Source organism: uncultured Shewanella sp., from assembly GCF_947501665.1.
Classification (GTDB): Bacteria; Pseudomonadota; Gammaproteobacteria; order Enterobacterales; family Shewanellaceae; genus Shewanella.
In genome coordinates, this window is the sequence record NZ_CANMWS010000018.1 from 39,985 (window position 1) to 63,181 (window position 23,197).

Consider the following 23,197-nt stretch of genomic DNA (forward strand, 5'->3'; position numbering starts at 1 on the left):
CCTTAACTATGGCTGTCATTCATCTCTTTTGTTTCTTTCAATAGCTGACAATTTAAAGAACACAAGCTTTTGTGCTGTTAGTGGTACCGACTAGTTAATTCGAAAGCAGTAAACTAGGACATCCACTGTTAATTGCAAAAGCTCAACCCTTTCTATGGTTAACTTACTAGTCAAGGTAGGAGCTTTTATATGACTAACGCGAGAAAACAGCTGATAAGTTTAGTCGATATGTCTTATTATCACTGTGTTTCACGATGTGTACGTCGCGCCTATTTATGCGGAGAAGATAAGGTCAGCGGAAAGAGTTTTGAGCACAGGCGATCTTGGGTAGAAGGTAAGTTAGTAACTTTGAGCCAAGTCTTTGCCATTGATGTTTGTGCTTATGCGATCATGAGCAACCATACCCATGTGGTGTTATTCATTGATGAAGTTAGCGCGAAAGCTTGGTCAATAGAAGAGGTGCTACAACGATGGCATCAACTTTTCAAAGGCACCTTATTAACCCAGCAGAAAAATTAACTAGAATAAGCATAGTTAATTGCACAAGCTCAACCCCTTTACTATGGTTGTCATTAATCCCTTTTGTCTATTTCAATAACTAGATAATTTAGAACACGCAACACTTTGTGCAGTCAGTGACAAGAATCAAGAGCCTCATGTCTACAAATTGCCACCCATAAAATGTAATACGTTCAATATTACTATTTTTATTAGTCCAATTAGTTAATCTAAAAATATTACTTACAACATAATCATAAACTACTAATACCGCAAGGATCTCCTATGAAAATGGAAAAATTTTCCTATCAGTTTCAACTTGCCTTGGTTGATGCTCAAAAAATTGCGGCCGTTAATGCAAGTGCGTTTATTGAACCAGTCCATCTACTGAAGGCGATGCTGAATTTACCGAATAGTGCTGTCTGCGATATGCTGCTTCGACATGGATTAAAGATGACTGAATTACACTCGCAAATCGATGCGGTGATTAGTGGTTTTAAAAAAGATAAAAACCACCAAAGTGACGTGGGGATGTCGAAACAACTGGCGAAACTGGTTAAGCAAAGCCATACATTGGCCAATAAGCTCACCTTTACCATGGTGAACAGTGAGATTTTTGTTATTACCGCTATTGCAGATAAAGGCGACTTGGGTCGAATATTGAATTCATTGGGCGCTGATAAAGACGCCATGCTGGCGGCCATGGAGTACACTCCCAGTATTGGTGATCTTGATGACGCCGAGGTACACGATGATGAAGCGATGCTGCGCCGATTTACCACCGATCTGACTGAACGCGCAAGGCAGGGGAAAATCGATCCGGTGATAGGGCGAGATGAAGAAATAAGACGAGCCATTCAAGTGCTGCAGAGGCGTTCTAAGAATAATCCCGTGTTAATTGGTGAGCCGGGTGTCGGTAAAACGGCTGTAGTTGAAGGCTTAGCACAAAGGATCGTGAACGGAGAAGTGCCAGAGGGCATTAAGCATAAACGGGTTTTATCGTTAGATTTTGCTGCGTTAATTGCAGGCGCAAAGTTTAAAGGCGAGTTTGAAGAGCGCCTTAAAGCGGTGCTTAAGGAATTAGAAGCGTTAGATGGACAAGTGATCCTGTTCATTGATGAGCTCCATACTATGGTGGGCGCAGGAAAAAGTGAAGGTTCTATGGATGCAGGTAATATGCTGAAGCCTGCTTTGGCTCGGGGTGAACTACATTGTGTTGGCGCAACAACCTTGGATGAATATCGTCAGTACGTAGAGAAAGACGCTGCATTAGAGAGAAGATTTCAAAAAGTACTGGTTGAAGAGCCTACCGTGGAAGATACTATTGCTATTTTACGCGGTCTGAAAGAACGTTATGAAATTCATCATGGTGTGGATATTACTGACCCATCCATTGTTGCGGCGGCGACCTTGTCTCATCGTTATATAACAAACCGGCAATTACCTGACAAAGCGATTGACCTTATTGACGAAGCGGCCAGTTTAATTCGTATGGAAATTGATTCAAAACCCGAAAAACTGGACACAGTGGAAAGAAAGCTTATTCAACAAAAAATTCAAAAGGAAGCTTTATTAAAAGAAAAAGATGACGGTTCTAAAAAACGTCTGTTAGCGTTGGAAGAAAAAATTAGTGTGCTTGAAAAAGAGTTTATCGGTTTGGATGAAATTTGGAAAAGTGAGAAGTCCGACGTTCTTGAAATCCAAACCCTTAAAACGGCGTTAGAACACGCAAAAGTAGCATTGGAAATTGCGACACGTGCTACTGATTTAACAAGAATGTCTGAGTTACAATATGGCCGAATTCCCGCATTAGAACAAAATCTAGCTGCACTGCATACTAATGCGTTAAAAGATAACACCTTAATTCGTAATAAGGTCAGCGAGCATGAAATCGCCTATGTTGTCTCTAAATGGACAGGTATTCCGGTTAATAAAATGTTGGCAGAAGAAAGAGAGAAATTGCTCAACATTGCAACACATTTACATTCAAGAGTGATTGGTCAAACAGAAGCTGTTAATGCTATTTCGAACGCGGTAAAGCGCGCTCGAGCAGGTTTGTCAGATCCTAAACGTCCGAGCGGCTCGTTTTTATTTTTGGGGCCCACGGGGGTGGGGAAAACCGAGCTGAGTAAAGCGTTAGCCCATTTTCTGTTTGATTCAGAAGAGGCCATGATCCGTGTGGATATGTCGGAGTTTATGGAAAAACACTCGGTTTCTCGATTAGTCGGCGCACCTCCTGGTTATGTGGGTTATGAAGATGGAGGGTATTTAACCGAGCTAGTGAGGCGTAAACCTTATTCGGTGATCTTGCTCGATGAAGTCGAAAAAGCCCATCCCGATGTTTTTAATCTCTTATTGCAAGTGCTTGAAGATGGCAGATTAACCGATGGGCAAGGGAGAACGGTGGATTTTCGCAATACGGTCGTGATTATGACGTCGAATATGGGCTCTGATCTGATCATGGCTGCTAATGGCGAGCTAAGTTATTCGGATCTCAAACAGAAAATCACGCCCGTGATTAGCGACTATTTTAGACCCGAGTTTTTAAACCGCATTGATGAAACAGTGGTATTTCACTCATTAGAAAAAGAACACCTTAAAAAAATCGCCGCTATTCAATTAAACGCGCTAAAAAGTCGCTTGCAAACTAATGATATTTGCTTGGAATACTCAGAGATGGCACTGTCGAGTATATTAACGAAAGGGTTTGAGCCAGCATTGGGTGCCAGACCCTTAAAAAGAGCTATTCAGCAATGGATAGAAAATCCGCTAGCCGATCTCATTTTAGCGTTAGAGATTGATGTCGCAAAACGATTATTTCTCGATGTCGATCGGAATGAGTTTGTCTTCACACAAGGTTAGGCGCTGTTAATCACTGAATTAATCGTTTTAGTGAGCAGTGTTCACTCAAAGCGCTCTTCATTCAAGACGGCTTTGTCTTGAGAGGGGGTCACACCGTATTTTTTCTTATACTGCCGTGAAAAATAGTTTGCCGAGTTAAAGCCGACTTCCAGTGCCACTTGGTTTATTTGATGACCTTGTCGCAACATTTCCCTGGCCTTTGCCAGTCGATATTCAGTGATAAATTCCAAGGGTGAGATCTCTAAAATAGCTTGAAACTTACGCGATAATTGGCGTTCACTTAAATGGGCGGCATTGGCTAAATCCTGTACAGACAATCCTGAATCGCGGTAATGCTGCTCGATGAAGGCTTGGCATTTGTCGATGGCTTTGAGTGAATGAGGGTCAACGCCCTTGGCGGGGGATAATACTGCGCTGGGATCCTGTTGCTGAAAATACAGCTGTAAGCGTTGTCGGTTATTAAGTTGGGCGTCAATCACGGCCATTAATTCGGCTAACAAATAAGGCTTGGCAAGGTAACCGTCGGCTTGGTGCTCAAACCCTTGAATACGAGACTGCACATCGCTCTTGGCGGTGAGTAATATCACCGGAATATGGCTGGTGGCGCTACGTTGCTTTAATTGACTCACTAATTGGTAGCCATTCATATAAGGCATATTGATGTCAGACAACACCAAATGTGGCACTTCTTGCTCGGCCAGTTGTAAGCCCTGGCGGCCATTTTTGGCGCGAATAATCCTGTAATGGGGTGATAATTGCTCAATTAACAGGGCGCGCAGTTCGAGGTTATCTTCAACGACTAACAAATAGGGGTTATTCTTGCTCAGCTTGGTAACGGGATCAGGCGTGTCGAGCGCGGTATTGTCTTGTTCGGGATCTAAGGCGCTAAGTGAATGCCAATAATCGGTATAGGGCTCAGGTGTGACATTATGTTGTTCATTCGCGCGAATGCGATTAGCTATCTCTGGATTATTGGCTTCCTCAATGGGTGACGGCGTTAATTTTTCTGGGTGTTGCTTGTGAGGATGAAGCATGACTTGGCGTTGATTTGTCTTGATGTTACTGGCACTTAAAGGTAAATAGATGTGAAAACAGCTTCCTTGGCCTAGGTCACTTTCAAGCATGATCTCCCCTTGATGGGCCTTAACCACGTCTTGTACTAATGCAAGGCCAATCCCCGATCCCGGTTGGTGGGCGCTATCGGCAATACGATAAAAACGCTCAAAGATTTTTTCTTGATATTGCTTGGCAATGCCAGGGCCATTATCTTGTATGATCAGTTGTAAATAGTGACTTTTTAAAGGCGATAAACTCAGGTGAATGTGGCCTTTTTCTTGAGTGTACTTGATGGCGTTACTCAGTAAATTATTGAGCATTTTTTCAATGGCTTTAGGTAAACAATCGATAGACAAATTTGGCGTAATATCGGTATATAAGTGTTGTTTTTTTATCTTGGCGTATTCTTTCATGTTGTTGGCGACATCATGACACAAGTGCGATAAACATAAGCAGCTGGTGTCTGTCCCTTGAGCCGTGTTGAGGGTGCGCCCCATGTCGATAACATCATCCACCATGGTAGCCAAGCGTTTTGCGACGGTTTCAATAGCCGTAAACGCCTCTTGATCACCCTGTGTTTGATTGTGGGTGAGCCGGTTTTCTACTCGGCCTAAGATCACTGCCAGTGGAGTTCTAAATTCATGGGAAATATCGTCAAACTCGCGGGTTTTGTTGGCTAAGAGTTGCTCGATCTCTTGTTTTTGGGCCATGATCGCTAAGGTTCTTTGTGCCACGCCTTGCTCCAGTTGAGTATTGCGTTCACGTAAGCTGGCGGTGCGATAACGGTATAGCCCGAAGATGAGTATCATGCTAATGAGCACATAGCCGATTTTAGCCCACCAGGTTAGCCACAGCGGCGGCAATACCGTTAAGGTGACGATTTTAGGTGCACTCCATACACCGTGATGATTACTGGCTTTGACTTTAAAGCGATAGTCTCCAGCATCTAAGTTAGTGTAGGTGGCAAAGCGGCGTTGATTGCTGGTGGTGCGCCAGTTGGCATCAAAGCCTTCAAGTTGATATTGGTATTCATGTCGACTGGGATCCCCATAATGAATGCCAGCAAATTCGAAGCCAATTAAGTTTTGTGCCTGCTTTAAGGTTATGTGAGCGTGCTGGCGATCAAATAAAGCGGGCGCAGGCTGGTTAAAGAGTAAAAAGTGGTTAATCACCATATTCGGAGCGTTAGGATCGGGCTTTATATCGCCAGGTTTAAAGGCGTTAAAGCCATTGGAACCCACAAAAAATAGGAGGTCTTGCTCTTTACTGTAATAACTGCCGACATTAAATTCATTGCCTTGCAAACCGTCAGCCACTTGATAATTCTCAACTGTGTGGTTAAAAGGATTAAACTTGCTAATGCCCTTGTTACTGGCTAGCCACAACATGCCCTCATTGTCTTGCTCCAGCGCATAAATGCTATCATTAGCTAGCCCATCGGCTGTGGTGAAGGCCTCGGTACTAAAGTCTTGTTTATTAAATTTAATTAAGCCCTCTCCTTGTGTGCCGAGCCATAAATGCCCTTGCTTGTCATCCTGCAATGCCCAAATATGCATGGGCGTCCCTGTCGGCCTTTGAGTATTTTGGCCAAAGTTTTGTACTCGATAAGTGCTTAAATCCAGCCGGTCGAGCCCCGCCGTTTCTGTAGCGATCCACAAGGCTTGCTCATCGATGGCCAGATCAAACAAGTATTGGCTGCTTACCTGCGCCATAGCCAATGAGTCCGCTTTATTCATTTCTTTATTTTGTTGTGTTAACCGTGCGTTTGTATTTGAGGGCGTGTCTGTGACATGAGCGCCCACATGGTGAAAGGTTTGGGTGTCTGCCTGATAGTAATTGAGTCCGCCGCCATCGGTGGCCAGCCACAAGTTATGCTCGCTGTCAGTGACAATGCTGCGCACAGAGCTGGAACTGAGTCCTGTGGTATTTGGCTCTGGGTAGGCATAAATCACCTTATTTGGTGTCAGCTGAAGCCGATTAATGGCGCTATTGTGGGTACCAAACCAAATGTGCTGCTGAGCGTCTTCAAACAGGGCATGGGCACTAATCGCATTGCTGCTAATAAGAGGTTGGCTGTGTTCTGATTTTGTGCTGTCAAACGTGGCGCGATACCAAGTGCAAGGGCCATCAGGCCACTGCACCTTGTGTACACCGCTGTTATCGGCGGCTAACCAAAGGGCATTGTCGGATGACAGCAGCACATTATAGAGCTGGTTATTGCTTAAACAATCAAGCTTATCTGTTGTGGCGTAGCGCAGGCCAAAATTTAGATTGGTTAAGGCTAAGGTATTCACTCCTGCGTTGAATGTGCCTACCCAGAGGTTATTATGTTTATCGACTAATAGGCTTAACACATCATTGTCACTGAGACTGGTGGCATAATCCCTTTGATGCTCGAACGTTTGAAAGTGACCCGTTTGAGGATGCAAGCGACTTAGTCCACCTCGAGTGCCGAGCCAAATATCGCCACTTTGAGTTTTAACCAGACTGTTGACCATATTATGGGGCAGGCTGTCTTGCCTATGCCTATCATGGATAAAACCTTGTTGCACCTTGCCAGATAAATCCACTCGATATAAACCATAGTCCGTCGCAATGAAGGCGTTTGCATCGTTAATAAACAAAATATCGTTGATTTTTAGTGGATCTGGTATCCCGGTATCGGGCCAGCGAATTTGATTGATCTTATGATTGTGATGTAAAATAAACAGTCCGTTAATGGTGCCTAGCCACACTGCGCCATTGGGGGCCTGTGCCATGGCATAAAGTCGGGTGCGCTGAAAATCAGTGGCAGCTGTGCCTTGCAAGGGGATAGCGGCTAAGTGATTGCGGCTAAGGTTGACATAAAAGAGCCCTTGCTGGCGGCTGCCAAGCAATAAGGTGTGTGCATCGATTTCCAGTATTGAGACGATATCTAAACCTTGGCTTGCCTCAATAAGATGAAACTGGGATAGGTTTGCCTCATAATAATGCAGGCCCGCTTTCGTGCCGACCCAGAGTCGATCGCCACTATCTAGATATAAACTGCGAATAATATGATTGCTTAATGAGTGAGCTTGCGCCTTGTCGTGGCGAAACACAGTCACATCATAGCCATCGAAGCGATTGAGGCCATCTTGGGTGCCTAGCCAGAGATAACCCTTGGCGCTTTGGGCCATGGCGGTCACCGTGTTTTGTGATAGCCCATGCTTAACATTGACATGGCTAAATTTAGCTTGTACGGCTAGCCCAAAGGCCGATTTTGCAGTCACTAACAGACAAAGACAACTCAACAAGGCGGCGAATAACAGCCATGTTAATCGATTCAGTGATTGATTTAGTGATCGTTTTAGTGAACGATTTATTGATAGAGTGAGTAATTGCTTCAGTAACAGCAGCATCGAACAACACTATGCCTAGCCAGCCAAGTGATTAATAACATAACAGCAGCCATAAACCCCGCCATATATAACGCCATAAGCCATATCAAGTGCTCAGTCATATCAAAGTAGCAGTCATATAAACTAGCAGTCATATAGAGTCGCAATCATATAAAGTATTGCTCATAGTCAGTGCAGCCTAATTAACTTGCGTATTACCGCCCCCGCCGTTCGCGCGTGTTCCGCCATTTAAGGGCTCGATTTGCCCCCAATCCCACCATGAACTGTGATTGGCTTGGGCCGAGTGGGTGATGCCAAGCAGCGGAGTGAATATTAAGCTGGCGATGAGCAGTAAACTTTTTATTTTTTGTACGGTCATTTTTGTGCCTTTTATGTTTGTTTTTATTAATGGCCTTAACGTTGGTTGTAACGATAAACGGCCCTTGGTACTCGAATAGTAATAGGGTTTAAATTAAGCGCCCTTAGGCTCAGCCTAATTAATGCTGATATTGCCACCAGTACCTGAAGCACGAGGCCCGCCACCTAAGGGCTCGATTTGCCCCCAATCCCACCATGAACTGTCATTGGCTTGGGCAGAGGGGCTGATGCTAAGCAGTGGAATGAATATTAAAGTGGCGATGAGCAGTAACCTTTTTATTTTTTGTACGGTCATTTTTGTGGCCTTTATGTTTGTTTTTATTGGTTATTGTATTTTTTATTAGTGGTTAATGCCCCTAAGCGCTTGAAGCGAAATAGGGGCGAAATTCACAGTCTTTTATACTCAGCTTAATTAACCTTGATATTGCCACCACTACCAGAAGCGCGTGTCCCGCCATTACCTTGATTACAGTTAGCCGTTCCAGCAGGGCATTTACACAATAGGGTCTTCACGCCGCCGGGGTAAAAATATTCTTTGAAGCCGGCCATGCCTGAGGCTAAACACACATCTTTGCCTTGGGCATCCAAGCCTGAACTTTCTCCCATTAAGGCGCAGTGATCATAGACTTGAGGTTGAAAGCTGGCAGATTTAATAAACACTTCGTTAGCAGCGCAGTTGAGGGTTTGCACTAATGCCGTTGCTGCGGCAATGCTGGCAGGCTCCTTGCTGCAGGTTAAGATCTTTTGCTCTTGGTGAGTGACAGCATCTTGGGTGGTGACATAACGCACAAAATCTCCTTGCTCCGCTTTTTGACAGACGTCTTGATCATTGTCTATGTCATAACCGGGATCGCCACTCAATAGAGCGCAATGGTTACCGGCGCTGGCACTTAAAATCAGCTCGGCATAAGCGGGGCAGGCGATGATCTTACCATCATCATCGGTGGTTGGTGCTAACTCTTGCTGACATAATGCGATTCGAGATGCATTTGGCACCACGGTTTCATAATGGTTCGGATCGCCCACATTCACTAAAGGATTAGCGAAAGTGGTAAAGGAGGTGGCCATTGGACTGCGAGGAATACGGTAAATATATTCTTTAAACCCGCCAAACTGTTTACAGACTTCATTGCCTGAGGTATCTAAGCCGGGTGTGCCCCAAATATAGGCACAATGCGTCGCTGCACTTTGGCCTGTTATGATCTCAGCGCCTAATGGACAAGATACGATATGGCCGCTGGCAGAATAGGTGGGTAGTGGTCGCTCACTGCAGATCAGTGTGGGTTGCCCCGCTCTGGCTTCAACAATCTGGTTATTGTCATCCAATAACAGCTGTGACGCCATCGGCATTCTGCTGAAAAAAATGGGCTTTATGGCGACGAAATCCCCTTTGCCTGCCGCCTGACACATGTCGGTTCCTAAATGATCCCATCTGGAAGTGGAATGAATATCAATGCAATAGTTAGGCGTGTTGCTGCCCAGTAAGAACTCGGTGCCAATGGGGCAATCAGCTTGGCTTTTAATTCTATCATCACGAGCACACAAAGCCGTGTTAATTGCTGTTACCTCATCGATGGGGTTGGTATTGGCAGTATTTGTATCCGTTAACGCCAGCGAATGCATGTCACAGTGACCGGCAATGCCGCTTAAACGGGTATTATCGCTAAGGAGTACAGCAGATGTTGGGGCTAACATGTCACAATATTGACTGGTATTGGCGCGCACTTCATTGGGGGTCACAAGGCTGTAATGCTCAGGACAAGTTTGACCTGTGACGATTTGAATATCGACAGGCGTACAAAGACTATGGCCTAGGCCGCGGGTGTCATGATCTATGATATGACAGCCATAACCTGAGCCACTGATGGATCCTTGATGGGCTAATCTTACAATATCCCAAGGACCGATTTGATCGCACATGGCTTGCAATTGCGGCGCTTGAGTTGGAATCGCCGCGAGACGAAAACCGGCGGGACAATGCTCACTCTGACTGTAGAGTAATTCAGTTTGGGCTGAACAAGTGAGGCTAAATAGCAGGCCGAAGACACATGTCGGCCAAAATAGGGAAGCATATTTCATGTGATTTCAACTTCTGTTTGATGCATCCATTCAATGGGATACAAGATTAAAGATGTGTCTAACGTTAACTAGTTTGCAATAAAAGTGCAACAAAATAAACATAATGTATCATTGAAAGGAAATATTTAGTCGTATCATCTCCTCATATTGATATTAATTAGTGGTTATTTAGAGATGTCATATAACTACACTTCTCCTCACCTGATTATCCATGAGTGTTACATTTATGATATGAATTTAGGGGGTAAACGACTCAGGAAATATTACAACAGAATATTACGAGAGGAAATGATACACCTAAGTCGATTTGTTTTGTTTCTTAGAGAAAGACCCCTACCGCCATTCTTTCACAAAGAGCAGGTGGTGCGTTAACCAACAGAGCGACGCTTGTATTGCATTCTTTATATCAATTTTTACGATATTTCATTCAAATAGATGGTGTTTTAGCTAAAAAGTAGGGAGATTTTTGACTGTAAAATATATTGAGGAATAAAAGGGAAATAATGGTACAACCGAGTGGATTCGAACCACCGACCCCTACCATGTCAAGGTAGTGCTCTAACCAACTGAGCTACGGTTGTATTATCTTTTTCATCCATATCCAATTGTTTATAAAGAGCAGGTAGTGCTGCTTTTTATTTTATCAACTGAGCTACGGTTGTATTGATTTAGCTTTTTCAGTGTTTGCGATATTTCATTTCAAAAGAAATGGTACAACCGAGTGGATTCGAACCACCGACCCCCACCATGTCAAGGTGGTGCTCTAACCAGCTGAGCTACGGTTGTATTTTATTTTTACATTCATATTCAATTTGTTATAAAGACTAGGTGGTGCTTCTCTTTACGTTACAAACTAAGCTATGCTTGTAAATTGCATTTTACTACGCTGTTCTTTAATTTTCCCTTGAGAACGAGCGCTATATTAAGGTTGATATAGCACTCATGGCAAGTAAAAAATGCTTTTTTTATGTTAAACGCTGTTTTGCTGTTCAAGTTGACGTAGAACTAAGCAAAATATTACAGGTTATTTAAGTAAAAGACTGAGAAACAGAAAAATTAATCATGCTCTAGCATTTTTGCCTTAAGGGGATTGCGTTGAATATAGCGCAGTCTAAACCCAAACAGTCCGGCAGCGGCTGTGAGCCCAGCGATTAGGCCAATCCAAAAGCCGTGAGCGCCCATGGCAGGAACAATGACATCAGTACGCGCAAGTACAAAACCAAGTAACATGCCAATAAACCAATAAGACACCAGTGTGATATATAAAGCACTCTTGGTGTCTTTATAGCCTCGAAGGGCACCCGCTGCCACCACTTGAATGGAATCCGATAACTGATACAGAGCCGCAAGTAACATTAAGCTACCCGCTAAACTGACGACTTCGGGGTTTTTATTGTACAGCAGGGCAATATTCTGCCGAAATGCAATGGTGATAAAGGCGGTAACGATAGCTAAGGAAAATGAGATAATGAGCGCTATTTTGGTTACTAATGCTGAAATATGGGCTTTGTTTTGTCCGAGGTAATAGCCAACGCGAATTGATGTGGCAATGCCAATAGACAGTGGCAACATAAAGACAATGGATGAAAAGTTAAGGGCAATTTGATGTCCTGCGACAATATTGGCGCCTAATGGCGCTAAAAGTAAGGCAATAACGGCAAATAAGCTGACTTCAAAAAAGAGGGCCATGGCGATAGGAAAACCGTGTTTGCTCATTTGCACAATGGTTTGAAGATTGGGGCGATGTAATGCATTAAAGACTCGAATATTTTTAAAGGTCTTATCTAGCTGCATATAAATGAGCATGGTGATAAGCATGGCCCAAAACACCAATGCGGTGGCGATACCACAACCGGCGCCGCCCATAGCGGGCATGCCTAAGTGACCATAAATAAAGATGTAATTCGCGGGAATATTTACGGCTAGGCCTACAAACCCTATGACCATAGTGGGTAAAGTATGGGAGATGCCTTCGCTACAACCTCGAAAAACTTGATAAAGGATAAAAGCAGGAACGCCCCAAATGAGTCCATTGATGTATTGGACACTGACCTTGATCAACTCAGGCTCGAGGTGCATTTGATTAAAGACCAATTCAGACAAGCGAAGAAAAAGAATAACGCCAACACTGCCAATAAGTGCAATATAAATGGCCTGAAATGCAAGAGGTTGGATCTTTTCTTCTTTATGCGCACCATGTAAATGGGCAAAAATAGGTGTGAAAGCGAGTAAGAGTCCTTGTACAAAAAGGACTGCGGGTAGCCATAGACTCATTCCAATGGCAACGGCAGCCATATCAAGGGCGCTGACACTGCCCGCCATCACTGTATCAATAAAGCCCATCATAGTTTGAGTCACTTGTGCGATAAGTACCGGAAGGGCGAGTTGTATTAAGCGTTTGGCTTGAAAGCCGGAATGTTCCATTGCGCTACCTTAAAACGAAATATGACGCGAGAAAATTTATCGTTACGGTCACAGGCATGCTTATCATAGTGATATTGGCCTGCTTATTATTGTGAAATGAATATGGAGGCTGATTCTGGCGTGTTGTTGGAACGATAAAACGATTTTGTGATGATATTAATCGTAAATTATAAAGTGTTTTTAATGAGAAGGGAAGTAAACTAATTTATTGAAATAAAAATGTTATTTTTGTTTTAATTCTGTTTGCTTTGATGTATTTGCTTTTTTGCGTTCTTAGGGGAAGGCTTAATGCTAGAGACTGTTAGTAAGGAGAAGGGGGATCCCTCAGTGAGGGGTATATATTTAGCTATAGATGGGATTAGGGTAAAATAAAGGAAAGTGAATAGAGGTAATGGAGTCAGAGATGTTTACGGGCATAGTGCAAGCAAAGTGTGAAGTGATGGCGATTCATCGTCAAACGGGATTGAATACTTATGAAATTTCGATGGACGATACATTGAGTAAAGGCTTGCAAGTTGGGGCCAGTGTCGCCACCAATGGTGTTTGCCTGACAGTGACAAAGCAAGTGAAAGAGCGGGTCTTTTTTGATGTGATGGAAGAAACGCTCAATTTAACCAATTTAGCCTTATTACAAGTTGGCGATAGGGTTAATATTGAACGTTCTTTGACTTTTGGCAGTGAAATTGGTGGGCATATATTGTCTGGTCATGTGCATACTCAGGCGACGATAAGTGAAGTAAGTGATACAAATAGTCATTACGATCTTACTTTGAGTGTTGATCCCAACTGGATGAATTATATCCTTTATAAAGGGTTTGTAGGCGTGAATGGTTGCAGTTTAACGGTCGGGAAAGTGACTGAAGATAGCTTTATGCTGCACTTAATTCCTGAAACCTTGAGATTGACGAATTTGGCGCAATATAAAGTGGGCGATAAGCTGAATATCGAGATAGACAGCCAAACTCAAGCCATTGTTGATACTGTTGAGCGTGTGTTGGCCAAACGTCTTGGCTGAATGAAAATGCGTTTAGCCATTAGGCGTTCATAGTTCTAACATTACCTGAATGTTATTTAAATATATAAACTTGGCTGATTGAGAATCAATACATTTGCTCGTCGTCACAATCCACAAAGAGCTCTATCTTTTTATTATATTCGTCTAGGTGAAGGCGAAGATGCATTGGATTGCAACAGATACGGCAATCGTCATAGTATTCTTGATCGCCTGCACTGGCATCGATATCAATGGTTTGGTGATGCCCGCAATGTGGGCAACTGATCGTTTTAGTGTGATACAACATGATTCATACCTCAAACGTTGTGAGCCAGCCAGTCTATGGAGGCTGTTTTTTATGCAATGTCATCCATTATTCAATAGTTTCAGCTCCTTTAAAGCCGGTTGCACTGCGTCCGCCGTCTACGGCAATGACTTGTCCTGAAATATAAGGTGCTTTGGCTAAAAAACTCACCAACTTAGCAATATCATCACTGTGTCCAAGTTTCGCTAATGGAATAGCATCAATGACATTGGATTGTGCATCCTTATCACTGTTATGGGGCCATAAAATGGCGCCTGGGGCGATGCCGTTGACGCGAACTGTCGGTCCCATTTCTTGAGCCAGTGATAAGGTGGCCATTTCAAGCCCAGCCTTTGATATAGAGTATAGTCCATGATGCTTTAAAGGTCGCTTAGCATGGATATCCAGTAGGTTAACGATGAGACCCTGATGCTGACTCAGTAATGGAAATAACCCTTGAGACAATAAATAGGGGGCAATTAAATTTGCTGTAAGAGTCGTTTGACATTGCTTAAAGGTGGTTTGGCCTAATGCAGTGGGTGAAAAAGTCGATGCGTTATTCACCAATAAGGCAAGGGGAAGGTGTTTATTTTTGATGGTATTGAGCATCGTCTGAATGTCATTTTCATCATTAAGATTAGCTTGCAGACAAAAAGCAGATCCAGCGCGACTATGATTGAATGCATCAACTAACGCGTGTGCCTCATCTCGAGAATGCCCAAAGTGAATGATAATGTTATAGCCGTCTTGATGCAGTTGTTGGCTAATGGCTCGACCAATACGCTTGGCTGCGCCTGTGACTAATGCCCATTTTTCCATGTCGCTCTTCTTTATGATAAATTGTTTAGTCTGTAGTTTATCATTTTCATAGCGCTAAGTAAGAGGAGAGTATCCATTACTCTTGGGGAGAAAGTGGCTGTCGAAAGTGAGGCTCGATTTGACTCGCTAGTGTGGGTTTTGGTGATTCAAGCTCCATTAAAGTGTGTTGTGTTTGTTCGATTAAACGGGCCATTTGCTCATTTAAGCTGATTTCGATTTCTTGACTTATAGCAATTGTATCAAAGATAAGCTCATTGTTAATCGGTGACGGTGAAGGAATGTCTTGTTGAACCAGCGCACCTGCGAGAACCCATGCTTTCATCATGATAGACTCCATTATCAATACTCATTTGCCTTGGTGACGTGCTGTTTGAGTGAGCGGGCTCACTGTGAGTGGTTAAGCCAAAATACAGTGAAAAGCGGACCCCATGCATCAATTGGCGCCATCGTACCCTTTATTAATGACAACCCAGTGACATATTTTGGGCAAGTGGATGACAATGAAATAGGGTTTTATGGCCATTAAGGAGGATTTAGGCATGGTGCGTGTTTTTAGTCTTGCTATTACCCCCTTGTTCCCCTTAGTATTACTCCTTTTACACTATCTTGCATCCGGCTCCTGTACTGCTTGTTTGTTCGATGGTGTTGATATTCTCTATTAATTTAAGATAAACCCAAGTGGTCCTACGTGGGGATCACCACTGGATAAGGAATTTTCATGCCTGTAATTACCCTTCCTGATGGCAGCAAACGTGAGTTTGACGCGCCAGTTTCTACCCTTGATGTTGCTGCTGATATTGGCCCTGGTTTAGCTAAGGCTTGTATTGCTGGTCGAGTTAACGGTGAACTTAAAGATGCTTGCGATATAATCGTTGAAGATTCAACTCTGGCTATTATTACTGCCAAAGATGAAGAAGGCGTTGAAATATTACGTCATTCTTGTGCGCATTTGTTAGGTCATGCTATTAAACAATTGTTTCCTGAAACGAAAATGGCCATTGGTCCGGTTATTGATAATGGCTTTTATTATGATATTGACCTTGATCATAAACTGACACAGGAAGATATAGATGCGCTGCAAAAGCGCATGACAGAGCTGGCTAAGACTAACTATAAAGTTGAAAAGCGGGTGGGTAGCTGGCAAGTGGCCCGTGATACTTTTGAAGCGCGCGGTGAAACCTATAAGATGGCGATCCTTGATGAAAACATCAGTCAAGATGACACGCCAGCGTTATACCATCATGAAGAATATGTGGATATGTGCCGTGGTCCCCATGTACCCAATATGAAGTTTTGCCAACACTTTAAATTAATGAGTGTGGCGGGGGCGTATTGGCGTGGTAATTCAGACAATAAAATGCTGCAACGTGTTTATGGTACCGCTTGGGCAGACAAAAAAGCCTTAAAAGTGCATTTAAATCGTCTTGAAGAAGCGGCAAAGCGTGATCATCGCAAAATTGGTAAGCAATTAGACTTATACCATATGCAAGAAGAAGCACCCGGTATGGTGTTTTGGCATAATGATGGTTGGAGTTTATTTTTAGAGCTTGAGAAATTTATTCGTCAGAAATTAGGCCAATACACTTATCAAGAAGTGAAAGGCCCATTAATGATGGACAGAAGCTTATGGGAGCGAAGCGGACATTGGGATAAATATGCTGATGCGATGTTTACGACCCATTCTGAACATCGTGAATATGCCATTAAACCAATGAATTGCCCGGGGCATGTACAGATCTTTAATCAAGGTTTGAAATCATATCGTGATTTACCGCTGCGTATGGCAGAATTTGGTTGTTGTCATCGTAATGAGCCTTCAGGTGCACTGCATGGTTTAATGCGCGTTCGTGGTTTTACCCAAGATGACGCGCATGTTTTTTGCACAGAAAATCAAGTGCAACAGGAGGTGAGTGCGTGTATTCAAATGGTCTACGACACTTATGAAACCTTTGGTTTTAAAAATATTGTTGTCAAGTTATCAACACGCCCAGAAAAGCGTATTGGTGATGATGCCATGTGGGACAGAGCCGAAGAAGCGTTGAAACAAGCACTCACGGCTAATGAGATTGAATATGAAATCTTGCCAGGTGAAGGTGCATTTTATGGACCTAAAATTGAATTCACTTTACATGACTGTTTAGACAGAGCATGGCAGTGCGGAACCGTGCAGCTCGATTATGCTTTACCGGGGCGTTTAGGGGCTACTTATGTTGCTGAGGATAACAGTCGTCAAACGCCTGTGATGATCCATCGTGCCATTTTAGGTTCACTTGAGCGTTTCTTAGGTATTTTGATTGAAGAGTACGCTGGAAAATTCCCCACTTGGTTAGCGCCACAGCAAGTAGTTGTGATGAATATTACTGATAAACAGTCACAATATGTCGATGAGGTCGTGAATTTATTCAAAGAACGCGGAATTAGAGCCACTAAAGACTTGAGAAATGAGAAAATAGGCTTTAAAATACGCGAGCACACCTTAAGGCGTGTTCCTTATTTATTGGTCGTGGGCGATCAAGAATTAGAAAATAAGGAAGTTGCGGTGCGAACCCGAGAAGGTGTTGATTTAGGTAAAATGCATATCGAAACCTTTGCAGCCAAGATCAGCGAACAGATTTCGCTCCGTAGTCTCAATTTGTTGGAGGATTAGGTCATAAAGATCAAAAAAACAGCAGGGCGTCAGGCGGCCCCGAATAGAATCAACGAACTCATCACAGGTGTTTCTGAAGTCCGTTTAAACGGTCTTGATGGTGAGCCATTAGGTATCATGAGTATTAGAGAAGCTCAAGAAGTTGCTGATGAGGCAGGTGTAGACCTCGTTGAAATTAGCCCTAACGCTGAGCCGCCTGTATGTCGTATCATGGACTACGGAAAGTTCCTTTTTGATAAAGCGAAAGCTCAAAAAGAACAAAAGAAAAAGCAGAAACAGATACAGGTGAAGGAAATTAAATTCCGTCCCGGTACTGATGAAAATGACTATCAGGTAAAACTACGCAACCTGAAGCGTTTTCTAGATGACGGCGACAAAGCGAAAGTTACGCTGCGTTTCCGTGGTCGCGAGATGGCTCACCAAAACCTAGGTATGGATCTTTTGAACCGTATCAAAGTGGATTTGGAAGAGTTAGCAGTCGTCGAGTCTTTCCCTAAAATGGAAGGTCGACAAGCTGTCATGGTGCTCGCGCCGAAAAAGAAATAGTAAGGCAACCCTAAAAGTAGCAAGGATCTTTTTAAGATCTTTGCTCGCCTTGCGTTTTATTAATGTCCCAATGCGGAGTTTTAGCAATGCCTAAAATGAAAACTGACAAGGGTGTACAAAAGCGTTTTAAGAAAACCGCTAATGGTTTCAAGCGCAAACAAGCCCATTTACGTCATATTTTGACCAAGAAGAGCACTAAGCGTAAACGTCACTTACGTGCAAAATGTCAAGTAGCCAAGTCTGATGTGCCAGCAATCGCACGTCAACTACCTTACGCTTAATTAAAGGAGCAATGAACAATGCCTAGAGTTAAGCGTGGTGTAACCGCTCGTGCTCGTCACAAGAAAGTACTTAAATTAGCCAAAGGTTATTACGGAGCTCGCTCACGTACTTACCGTGTTGCAGTTCAAGCTGTAACTAAAGCTGGTCAATATGCTTACCGTGACCGTCGTCAAAAGAAACGTCAATTCCGTCAACTTTGGATTGCACGTATCAATGCGGCTTCTCGTCAAAATGGTCTATCTTACAGCCGTTTTATTAACGGTCTTAAGAAAGCCTCTATCGAAATCGATCGTAAGATCCTTGCCGATATCGCTGTTTTCGATAAAGTTGTTTTTACAACTTTAGTTGAAAAAGCAAAAGAAGCATTAGCTAAATAAGTTAATTCGACTTTAAATAAAGGGGCCTTATGGCTCCTTTTTTTATGCTTGCTTGCATTTAAAGCGATTGTGGCAGCCTGCTCTGTTAACCTTTGGTATATTGATTTAGCTACACATACTACTTGTTTGTAATGAACCTGAATTCGGGGTCAGCAGCGTTGCTCATTTAACCTCCTCTCGGTGTGATGGTTTCAACTATTCGCGTCAAACAATCGTGATTGCCATGTCTGTTCATTCATATCCATATGAACGCGGCATTTGTTCATCTGTAAACATCAGATGGTGAGAATGTCTGTTAAAGCAGGCGCAATCAACGACCTTGCCTATCGGATTTTTTAGTCCCGCTGAATGATCATTTATTTAATGTCATTGGTATTAGGTATGAAGCAGCGACTTGATCTCGACACAAATGTTGGCAATTAGCAAAAAGTAAAACAAATAAAAACAATAAAGTAAATTAAGTGTTTTATTTTAAGTGTAATTAAATTTATATCTGGCACTCATTATCCCGAGTTCAGGTTAATGAGCATTTCTAAGAAGGGAGGAGGAGTGGAGATGAATTAACAAAGATTAAAGTTAATTCATCAAGTGTGCATTCAGATACTTTAGTCAATGATAGTCATTATTCACCACTATTCACCACTATGTAATATCTGATGGTTAAATTAATGAAGTTTAAGGAGGCTAAACTGATGAATGACTTTTTCACCGCTATTGTGCCAAAAAAAGGACGCCTTGTAGGAGCGATATTGATTGTGTTGCTTTTATCAGCTTGTACAGCAACAGGATCGACTCAAACAAGGGCCAATAACACGTATAAAGGAAAGCCAATTCAATCGCTAATTGAGCGTATTGGTTTACCTCAGGAAGAGGTGCGTAGCAAAGAAGGTAATAATCAATTTAATTGGTTGATTAAGGAAACGATCCAAGTGCCTGTTACAAGTATCCATAATGGGCCACCGATCATTGAAGGCAGTGATGACGAAATCGATCAGGTTGGTAGCACGTCTTCTGAGCGCATTTGTCAGTTGTCGGTGATGACCGACCCCAATGGCATTATTCAAGATATTGTCGTGAAACAAGATACGCTAGGTACAGAGGCATTTCATTTTTCAATGTGTGAACAAGTATTAGAGTGAGATTAAACATTGAAGGGTAATCGATAATGTATCGATTACTCTTTAATGTTGGGTTTAATAGCTATTATTGAGCCTGTATAAAATGAAGTAAGGTGGGCATGAAACGGTCAAAGGCTTGTATATGGGGCACATGCCCGACATTATCTAGTTCGACTAAGGTGGCGTTTGGGATGATCTTAGCCGTTTTTTTGCCAAGTGTGGCGTAGTCTCCCATGGTTTTGACCACTTTTGGCGTGACCCTTTCTTTACCGTGTGCTGTTTTATCGCTTTGTCCAATAATCAGCAAGGTAGGCATAGTTAAGTTCTTGAATTCATAGACTACGGGTTGAGTGTAAAGCATGTCGTAGATTAAGGCTGAATTCCATGCATATCTAGGGTAATCAGGACTACTCATAAAACTAGCAATAATATCAACATAAGGTTGATATTCGGGTTTCCAATGACCTTGATAGTAGTTATTAATTTGGTATTGCATGATTTTTTCTGGTGTTTTAGCAAGTTCGATTTTATACCAATAATCAACACCCCCTTGCGGATAAGGGACTTTGGTTTTCCAATCTTCAAGTCCTAATGGGTTTTCAAGGATCAGTTTGGTCGTTGAATGTGGGTACATGAGGGCAAAGCGGGTGGCAAGCATTCCACCTAAAGAATGGCCCAACACCATGGTTTTTTTTATCTTAAGGCTATCTAATAAGGCTTTTGTATTTTGCGCTAACTGTTGAAAAGTGTATTGAAAATAAGTGGGTTTTGAGGATTTACCAAAGCCGATTTGATCGGGTACCAATACATCAAAACCATTTAAACTTAATTGTTTAATGACATCTTTAAAATACATACCATTAAAGTTTTTACCGTGCATGAGTAAAATAGTGTGGCCATTTGGGTTATCGGCTTTCACATACATGTAAGCCATTTTTAATTGTTGCTGTTGAACATTTACAGGCAAAAAGTGCACGGGGTAGGGATAAGCATAGCCTTCAAGGTTGATGCCGTATTGGTGATTATTAGCAATCACCTCTGTTGAGGTGGATTGGGCATTAACAGTATTGATGAATAATAGGGCAATAAGGTTGAGCCCCACCATCCCTATTCTTATTATTGTTATCATTGTGACAGCGATCCTTTTTAGGCTGATGTAAGGTGAATAACTCATTAGTGAACATGGTTGTTATAGCCTATGATTAGACTATTAAAAACGTGTTTATCATCGATATTATATTTTTGGCTGATGAAATGCATTAAACTTTACTTCACCCGTTTGAATATCATAATACGCATCAATAAGCCCTAACTGTTGGTTGTTTACTAATGTACGAATAGTTTGACTCTCATGATAAATATGCTCAGCGCTTAAGTAAACATGACGACGCATAACAGCATTGACATAGTCTTTATTTTGGCTAGTGCGTTTCTCTGTTGGAAGATCGGTTTCTTTAGCAATAGCAGGTTCTATTTTCTCGACTAGGCTTTGTAAATGCTCATCTTTGATGCTATCGATAGCGGCGCCAATCGCGCCGCATTGAGTATGCCCCATAACAACAATGAGTTTTGCTCCTGCAAAATGACTGGCGTATTCCATTCCTGCAATAACATCTTCACTGACAACGGTTCCAGCAATACGTGAGACAAAAATATCTCCGATGCTTAAATCAAAAATAAGCTCTACAGGGACTCTTGAATCAATACAAGTCAGTACAATGGCGAGCGGGTGCTGGCCATCTGCTGTGGCTTTTAATTGTTGGGGGTAATTTCGGTGGATCTGCTGATTTAATAAGAAACGTTGATTGCCTTCTTTTAATATGGACAACACTTGTTCGGGAGAAAGCTTTTGCTGGGAATCGATTCCTGTGACGCGAATGATGCTGTCTTGGGTTAGGTCTTCGTATGGGGGAGTAAAGCCTTCAAAATTAACGGTGATATTTTTTGTAGGCGCTGTTTTTTCTTTAAATTCTTTTAGGAGTTCAACAACGTCATGATCGATATAGTTAGTGCCACAGGCATCGATCAGTAATTGAGTTTTTTTGGGGTAACTATTTAGTGTTTTTGCGAGCATTTTTTTATGTAAAAAAGTCACTGATTGGGGTAATAAAATACGGGTAATAATGCCTTCGGGATAATGTTCTTCAACTTGTGTGATATGACAAATAGAATGGCGATAAAGAATAATTAAACTGCTAGCAATAAGCCCAATAACAATACCAGTTAACAAACTCCAGATAAGAATACCAGCCAAAGTTAAAATGAAAGGAATAAAGTACAGCCCACCATTTTGGTACATGGCTTTAAATACGGCAAAACGGCACAACTTATAACCCGTAAAAATTAGAATCATCGCTAATGTAGCCAGAGGAATATCTCTTAACCAACTGGTAATAAATAGTAAAGAAACTAACAGTAATAAGCCATGAAAAATGGCAGATAGTTTAGATTTAGCGCCCAGTGTGACATTAGCTGAACTTCTGATTATCACTGAAGTGATAGGTAAGCCGCCCAATAAACCTGAAATGCTATTTCCTATTCCTTGTGCAACTAACTCTCGATTTCTTGAAGCTCTTTTAGTTTGTTTACTGAGTTGCTCAGCAGCTTCTAGATTCAATAAGGTTTCTAAGGAGGCAATAGCCATGATCATTAAAGCAAAAATATAGATTTGGCCATTGGCCCAAAGACTAAAATCAGGAAACTGTAATTGGCTTAATAAGTCTTGAACACTATTAATTTTGGGGACGCGAACTAATAATTGGTCATCTAAATAAAGAGAGGGGGCGAAGCGACTAAAGCCCCAATTAATCAGTGTTGTTACTATGACCGCAATAAACGCACCAGGGAGAAATTTCGCTAAATTAGTGGGGATCTTGCTCCAAAGTATGAGTAAGATGAGTGTAATGATTGAAATGATTATTGCGCCAAGGTGAATGTGTTTGAGTAAGTAAAGCAGAGGAGTGAGATCCAACGCCATCCCTTGATAAGCATCAATCATACTGCCCCAAGGATTAGCAGTACCATCATAACCAAAAGCGAGGGGAATTTGCTTGATGATAATAATCATACCTATGGCAGTAATAAGGCCTTGAATAACATTAGAAGGCATGTAATTTGCCAATACCCCTGCTTTACAAAATCCCATGATGATTTGCAATATACCTGCAAACAATAAGGCTAATAGAAAAGCTTGAAAGCTACCTAATTGGCTGATGGCTGCAATGACTAAGGTGATCATACCTGCAGCAGGGCCACTGACACTGATGGCAGAGCCACTAAGCATACCAACAATAACACCACCGATCACCGCTGTTAAAATCCCCGCAAATAAAGGCACGCCTGAAGCAAGCGCAATCCCAAGACTTAATGGAAGGGCAATAAGGCAGATAACAATAGAGACAAAAAAGTCATTCTTAATGGTATTAAACATTGGAGTTCCAAGGGGAATAAGACT

At 42.3% G+C, this 23,197-nt stretch carries 18 protein-coding genes, 2 tRNA genes and 1 pseudogene; 9 read left to right on the top strand and 12 right to left on the bottom strand.

What is annotated here, in order from left to right:
- Positions 1–189: 189 nt before the first annotated feature.
- Both Q0976_RS14770 and clpB read left to right on the top strand, forming a co-directional pair.
- Positions 190–510 (top strand): annotated as a pseudogene (locus Q0976_RS14770) (transposase); the annotation flags it as partial.
- A gap of 273 nt (positions 511–783) precedes the next feature.
- The gene (clpB, locus tag Q0976_RS14775; RefSeq protein WP_299494632.1) at positions 784–3,360 is read left to right on the top strand and encodes an ATP-dependent chaperone ClpB; all 2,577 of its coding nucleotides are present in this window, start codon (positions 784–786) and stop codon (positions 3,358–3,360) included.
- Between the two features lie 41 nt (positions 3,361–3,401).
- On the opposite strand, the gene Q0976_RS14780 is transcribed toward clpB, so the two are convergent.
- The 7 genes from Q0976_RS14780 to Q0976_RS14810 form a co-directional block, all read right to left on the bottom strand.
- Complete coding sequence (locus Q0976_RS14780; RefSeq protein ID WP_299494633.1) at positions 3,402–7,796, bottom strand: two-component regulator propeller domain-containing protein; 4,395 nt, start codon at positions 7,794–7,796, stop codon at positions 3,402–3,404.
- Between the two features lie 178 nt (positions 7,797–7,974).
- Positions 7,975–8,154, bottom strand: coding sequence for a hypothetical protein (locus tag Q0976_RS14785; RefSeq protein WP_299494634.1), 180 nt, complete (start codon positions 8,152–8,154; stop codon positions 7,975–7,977).
- 114 nt (positions 8,155–8,268) lie between these two features.
- Entirely contained in the window at positions 8,269–8,448 is a 180-nt protein-coding gene (locus Q0976_RS14790; protein ID WP_299494635.1) for a hypothetical protein, read from the bottom strand.
- Positions 8,449–8,561: 113 nt separating this feature from the next.
- The gene (locus tag Q0976_RS14795) at positions 8,562–10,232 is read right to left on the bottom strand and encodes a hypothetical protein (RefSeq protein WP_299494636.1); all 1,671 of its coding nucleotides are present in this window, start codon (positions 10,230–10,232) and stop codon (positions 8,562–8,564) included.
- Between the two features lie 504 nt (positions 10,233–10,736).
- A tRNA-Val gene (locus Q0976_RS14800) sits at positions 10,737–10,813 on the bottom strand.
- A 128-nt stretch (positions 10,814–10,941) separates the two neighbouring features.
- Positions 10,942–11,018: transfer RNA gene (locus Q0976_RS14805), tRNA-Val, on the bottom strand.
- A gap of 270 nt (positions 11,019–11,288) precedes the next feature.
- Positions 11,289–12,656: an MATE family efflux transporter gene (locus tag Q0976_RS14810; protein ID WP_299494637.1), complete on the bottom strand. Its 1,368-nt coding sequence runs from the start codon at positions 12,654–12,656 to the stop codon at positions 11,289–11,291.
- Positions 12,657–13,059: 403 nt separating this feature from the next.
- On the opposite strand from Q0976_RS14810, the gene Q0976_RS14815 reads away from it, so the two are divergent.
- Positions 13,060–13,671 (top strand): riboflavin synthase subunit alpha, encoded by a 612-nt coding sequence (locus Q0976_RS14815; RefSeq protein ID WP_299494638.1) that lies wholly within the window; start codon positions 13,060–13,062, stop codon positions 13,669–13,671.
- 85 nt (positions 13,672–13,756) lie between these two features.
- On the opposite strand, the gene Q0976_RS14820 is transcribed toward Q0976_RS14815, so the two are convergent.
- The 3 genes from Q0976_RS14820 to Q0976_RS14830 all read right to left on the bottom strand — a co-directional run bounded on the left by Q0976_RS14820 (position 13,757) and on the right by Q0976_RS14830 (position 15,098).
- Entirely contained in the window at positions 13,757–13,957 is a 201-nt protein-coding gene (locus Q0976_RS14820; protein WP_299494639.1) for a CPXCG motif-containing cysteine-rich protein, read from the bottom strand.
- Between the two features lie 66 nt (positions 13,958–14,023).
- A complete protein-coding gene (locus tag Q0976_RS14825; RefSeq protein WP_299494640.1) occupies positions 14,024–14,773 on the bottom strand; it encodes an SDR family oxidoreductase in 750 nt (249 codons plus the stop codon).
- A gap of 76 nt (positions 14,774–14,849) precedes the next feature.
- Positions 14,850–15,098 carry a hypothetical protein gene (locus Q0976_RS14830; RefSeq protein WP_299494641.1) on the bottom strand — a complete coding sequence of 83 codons (249 nt, stop codon included), beginning with the start codon at positions 15,096–15,098 and terminating at the stop codon, positions 14,850–14,852.
- Between the two features lie 190 nt (positions 15,099–15,288).
- Here Q0976_RS14830 and Q0976_RS14835 point away from each other — a divergent pair, with 190 nt between their 5' ends.
- From Q0976_RS14835 to Q0976_RS14860, 6 genes are all read left to right on the top strand, one after another.
- A complete protein-coding gene (locus tag Q0976_RS14835) occupies positions 15,289–15,435 on the top strand; it encodes a hypothetical protein (protein ID WP_299494642.1) in 147 nt (48 codons plus the stop codon).
- 56 nt (positions 15,436–15,491) lie between these two features.
- Positions 15,492–17,420 (top strand): threonine--tRNA ligase, encoded by a 1,929-nt coding sequence (gene thrS, locus Q0976_RS14840; RefSeq protein ID WP_299494643.1) that lies wholly within the window; start codon positions 15,492–15,494, stop codon positions 17,418–17,420.
- A 3-nt stretch (positions 17,421–17,423) separates the two neighbouring features.
- Entirely contained in the window at positions 17,424–17,966 is a 543-nt protein-coding gene (gene infC / locus Q0976_RS14845) for a translation initiation factor IF-3 (RefSeq protein WP_298776254.1), read from the top strand.
- 86 nt (positions 17,967–18,052) lie between these two features.
- A complete protein-coding gene (rpmI, locus tag Q0976_RS14850; protein ID WP_012155497.1) occupies positions 18,053–18,247 on the top strand; it encodes a 50S ribosomal protein L35 in 195 nt (64 codons plus the stop codon).
- A gap of 18 nt (positions 18,248–18,265) precedes the next feature.
- Positions 18,266–18,625, top strand: a complete 360-nt coding sequence (gene rplT / locus Q0976_RS14855; RefSeq protein WP_012325107.1) for a 50S ribosomal protein L20 — start codon at positions 18,266–18,268, stop codon at positions 18,623–18,625.
- 692 nt (positions 18,626–19,317) lie between these two features.
- The gene (locus Q0976_RS14860; protein WP_299494644.1) at positions 19,318–19,764 is read left to right on the top strand and encodes a hypothetical protein; all 447 of its coding nucleotides are present in this window, start codon (positions 19,318–19,320) and stop codon (positions 19,762–19,764) included.
- Between the two features lie 64 nt (positions 19,765–19,828).
- On the opposite strand, the gene Q0976_RS14865 is transcribed toward Q0976_RS14860, so the two are convergent.
- Both Q0976_RS14865 and Q0976_RS14870 read right to left on the bottom strand, forming a co-directional pair.
- On the bottom strand, positions 19,829–20,872 hold the full coding sequence (locus tag Q0976_RS14865; RefSeq protein WP_299494645.1) for an alpha/beta hydrolase: 1,044 nt from the start codon (positions 20,870–20,872) through the stop codon (positions 19,829–19,831).
- Between the two features lie 105 nt (positions 20,873–20,977).
- Positions 20,978–23,173: a SulP family inorganic anion transporter gene (locus Q0976_RS14870; RefSeq protein WP_299494646.1), complete on the bottom strand. Its 2,196-nt coding sequence runs from the start codon at positions 23,171–23,173 to the stop codon at positions 20,978–20,980.
- Positions 23,174–23,197 lie beyond the last annotated feature (24 nt).

Bases quoted from the DNA above. Each gene is read 5' to 3' on its own strand.
- Q0976_RS14835 (WP_299494642.1), top strand. From the start codon at position 15,289: ATGGCCATTAAGGAGGATTTAGGCATGGTGCGTGTTTTTAGTCTTGCT.
- Q0976_RS14830 (WP_299494641.1), bottom strand. From the start codon at position 15,098: ATGATGAAAGCATGGGTTCTCGCAGGTGCGCTGGTTCAACAAGACATT.
- Q0976_RS14810 (WP_299494637.1), bottom strand. From the start codon at position 12,656: ATGGAACATTCCGGCTTTCAAGCCAAACGCTTAATACAACTCGCCCTT.
- Q0976_RS14865 (WP_299494645.1), bottom strand. From the start codon at position 20,872: ATGATAACAATAATAAGAATAGGGATGGTGGGGCTCAACCTTATTGCC.
- thrS (WP_299494643.1), top strand. From the start codon at position 15,492: ATGCCTGTAATTACCCTTCCTGATGGCAGCAAACGTGAGTTTGACGCG.
- Q0976_RS14820 (WP_299494639.1), bottom strand. From the start codon at position 13,957: ATGTTGTATCACACTAAAACGATCAGTTGCCCACATTGCGGGCATCAC.
- Q0976_RS14785 (WP_299494634.1), bottom strand. From the start codon at position 8,154: ATGACCGTACAAAAAATAAAAAGTTTACTGCTCATCGCCAGCTTAATA.
- rplT (WP_012325107.1), top strand. From the start codon at position 18,266: ATGCCTAGAGTTAAGCGTGGTGTAACCGCTCGTGCTCGTCACAAGAAA.
- Q0976_RS14795 (WP_299494636.1), bottom strand. From the start codon at position 10,232: ATGAAATATGCTTCCCTATTTTGGCCGACATGTGTCTTCGGCCTGCTA.
- Q0976_RS14870 (WP_299494646.1), bottom strand. From the start codon at position 23,173: ATGTTTAATACCATTAAGAATGACTTTTTTGTCTCTATTGTTATCTGC.
- Q0976_RS14825 (WP_299494640.1), bottom strand. From the start codon at position 14,773: ATGGAAAAATGGGCATTAGTCACAGGCGCAGCCAAGCGTATTGGTCGA.
- Q0976_RS14790 (WP_299494635.1), bottom strand. From the start codon at position 8,448: ATGACCGTACAAAAAATAAAAAGGTTACTGCTCATCGCCACTTTAATA.
- Q0976_RS14860 (WP_299494644.1), top strand. From the start codon at position 19,318: ATGAATGACTTTTTCACCGCTATTGTGCCAAAAAAAGGACGCCTTGTA.
- Q0976_RS14815 (WP_299494638.1), top strand. From the start codon at position 13,060: ATGTTTACGGGCATAGTGCAAGCAAAGTGTGAAGTGATGGCGATTCAT.
- Q0976_RS14780 (WP_299494633.1), bottom strand. From the start codon at position 7,796: ATGCTGCTGTTACTGAAGCAATTACTCACTCTATCAATAAATCGTTCA.
- rpmI (WP_012155497.1), top strand. From the start codon at position 18,053: ATGCCTAAAATGAAAACTGACAAGGGTGTACAAAAGCGTTTTAAGAAA.
- clpB (WP_299494632.1), top strand. From the start codon at position 784: ATGAAAATGGAAAAATTTTCCTATCAGTTTCAACTTGCCTTGGTTGAT.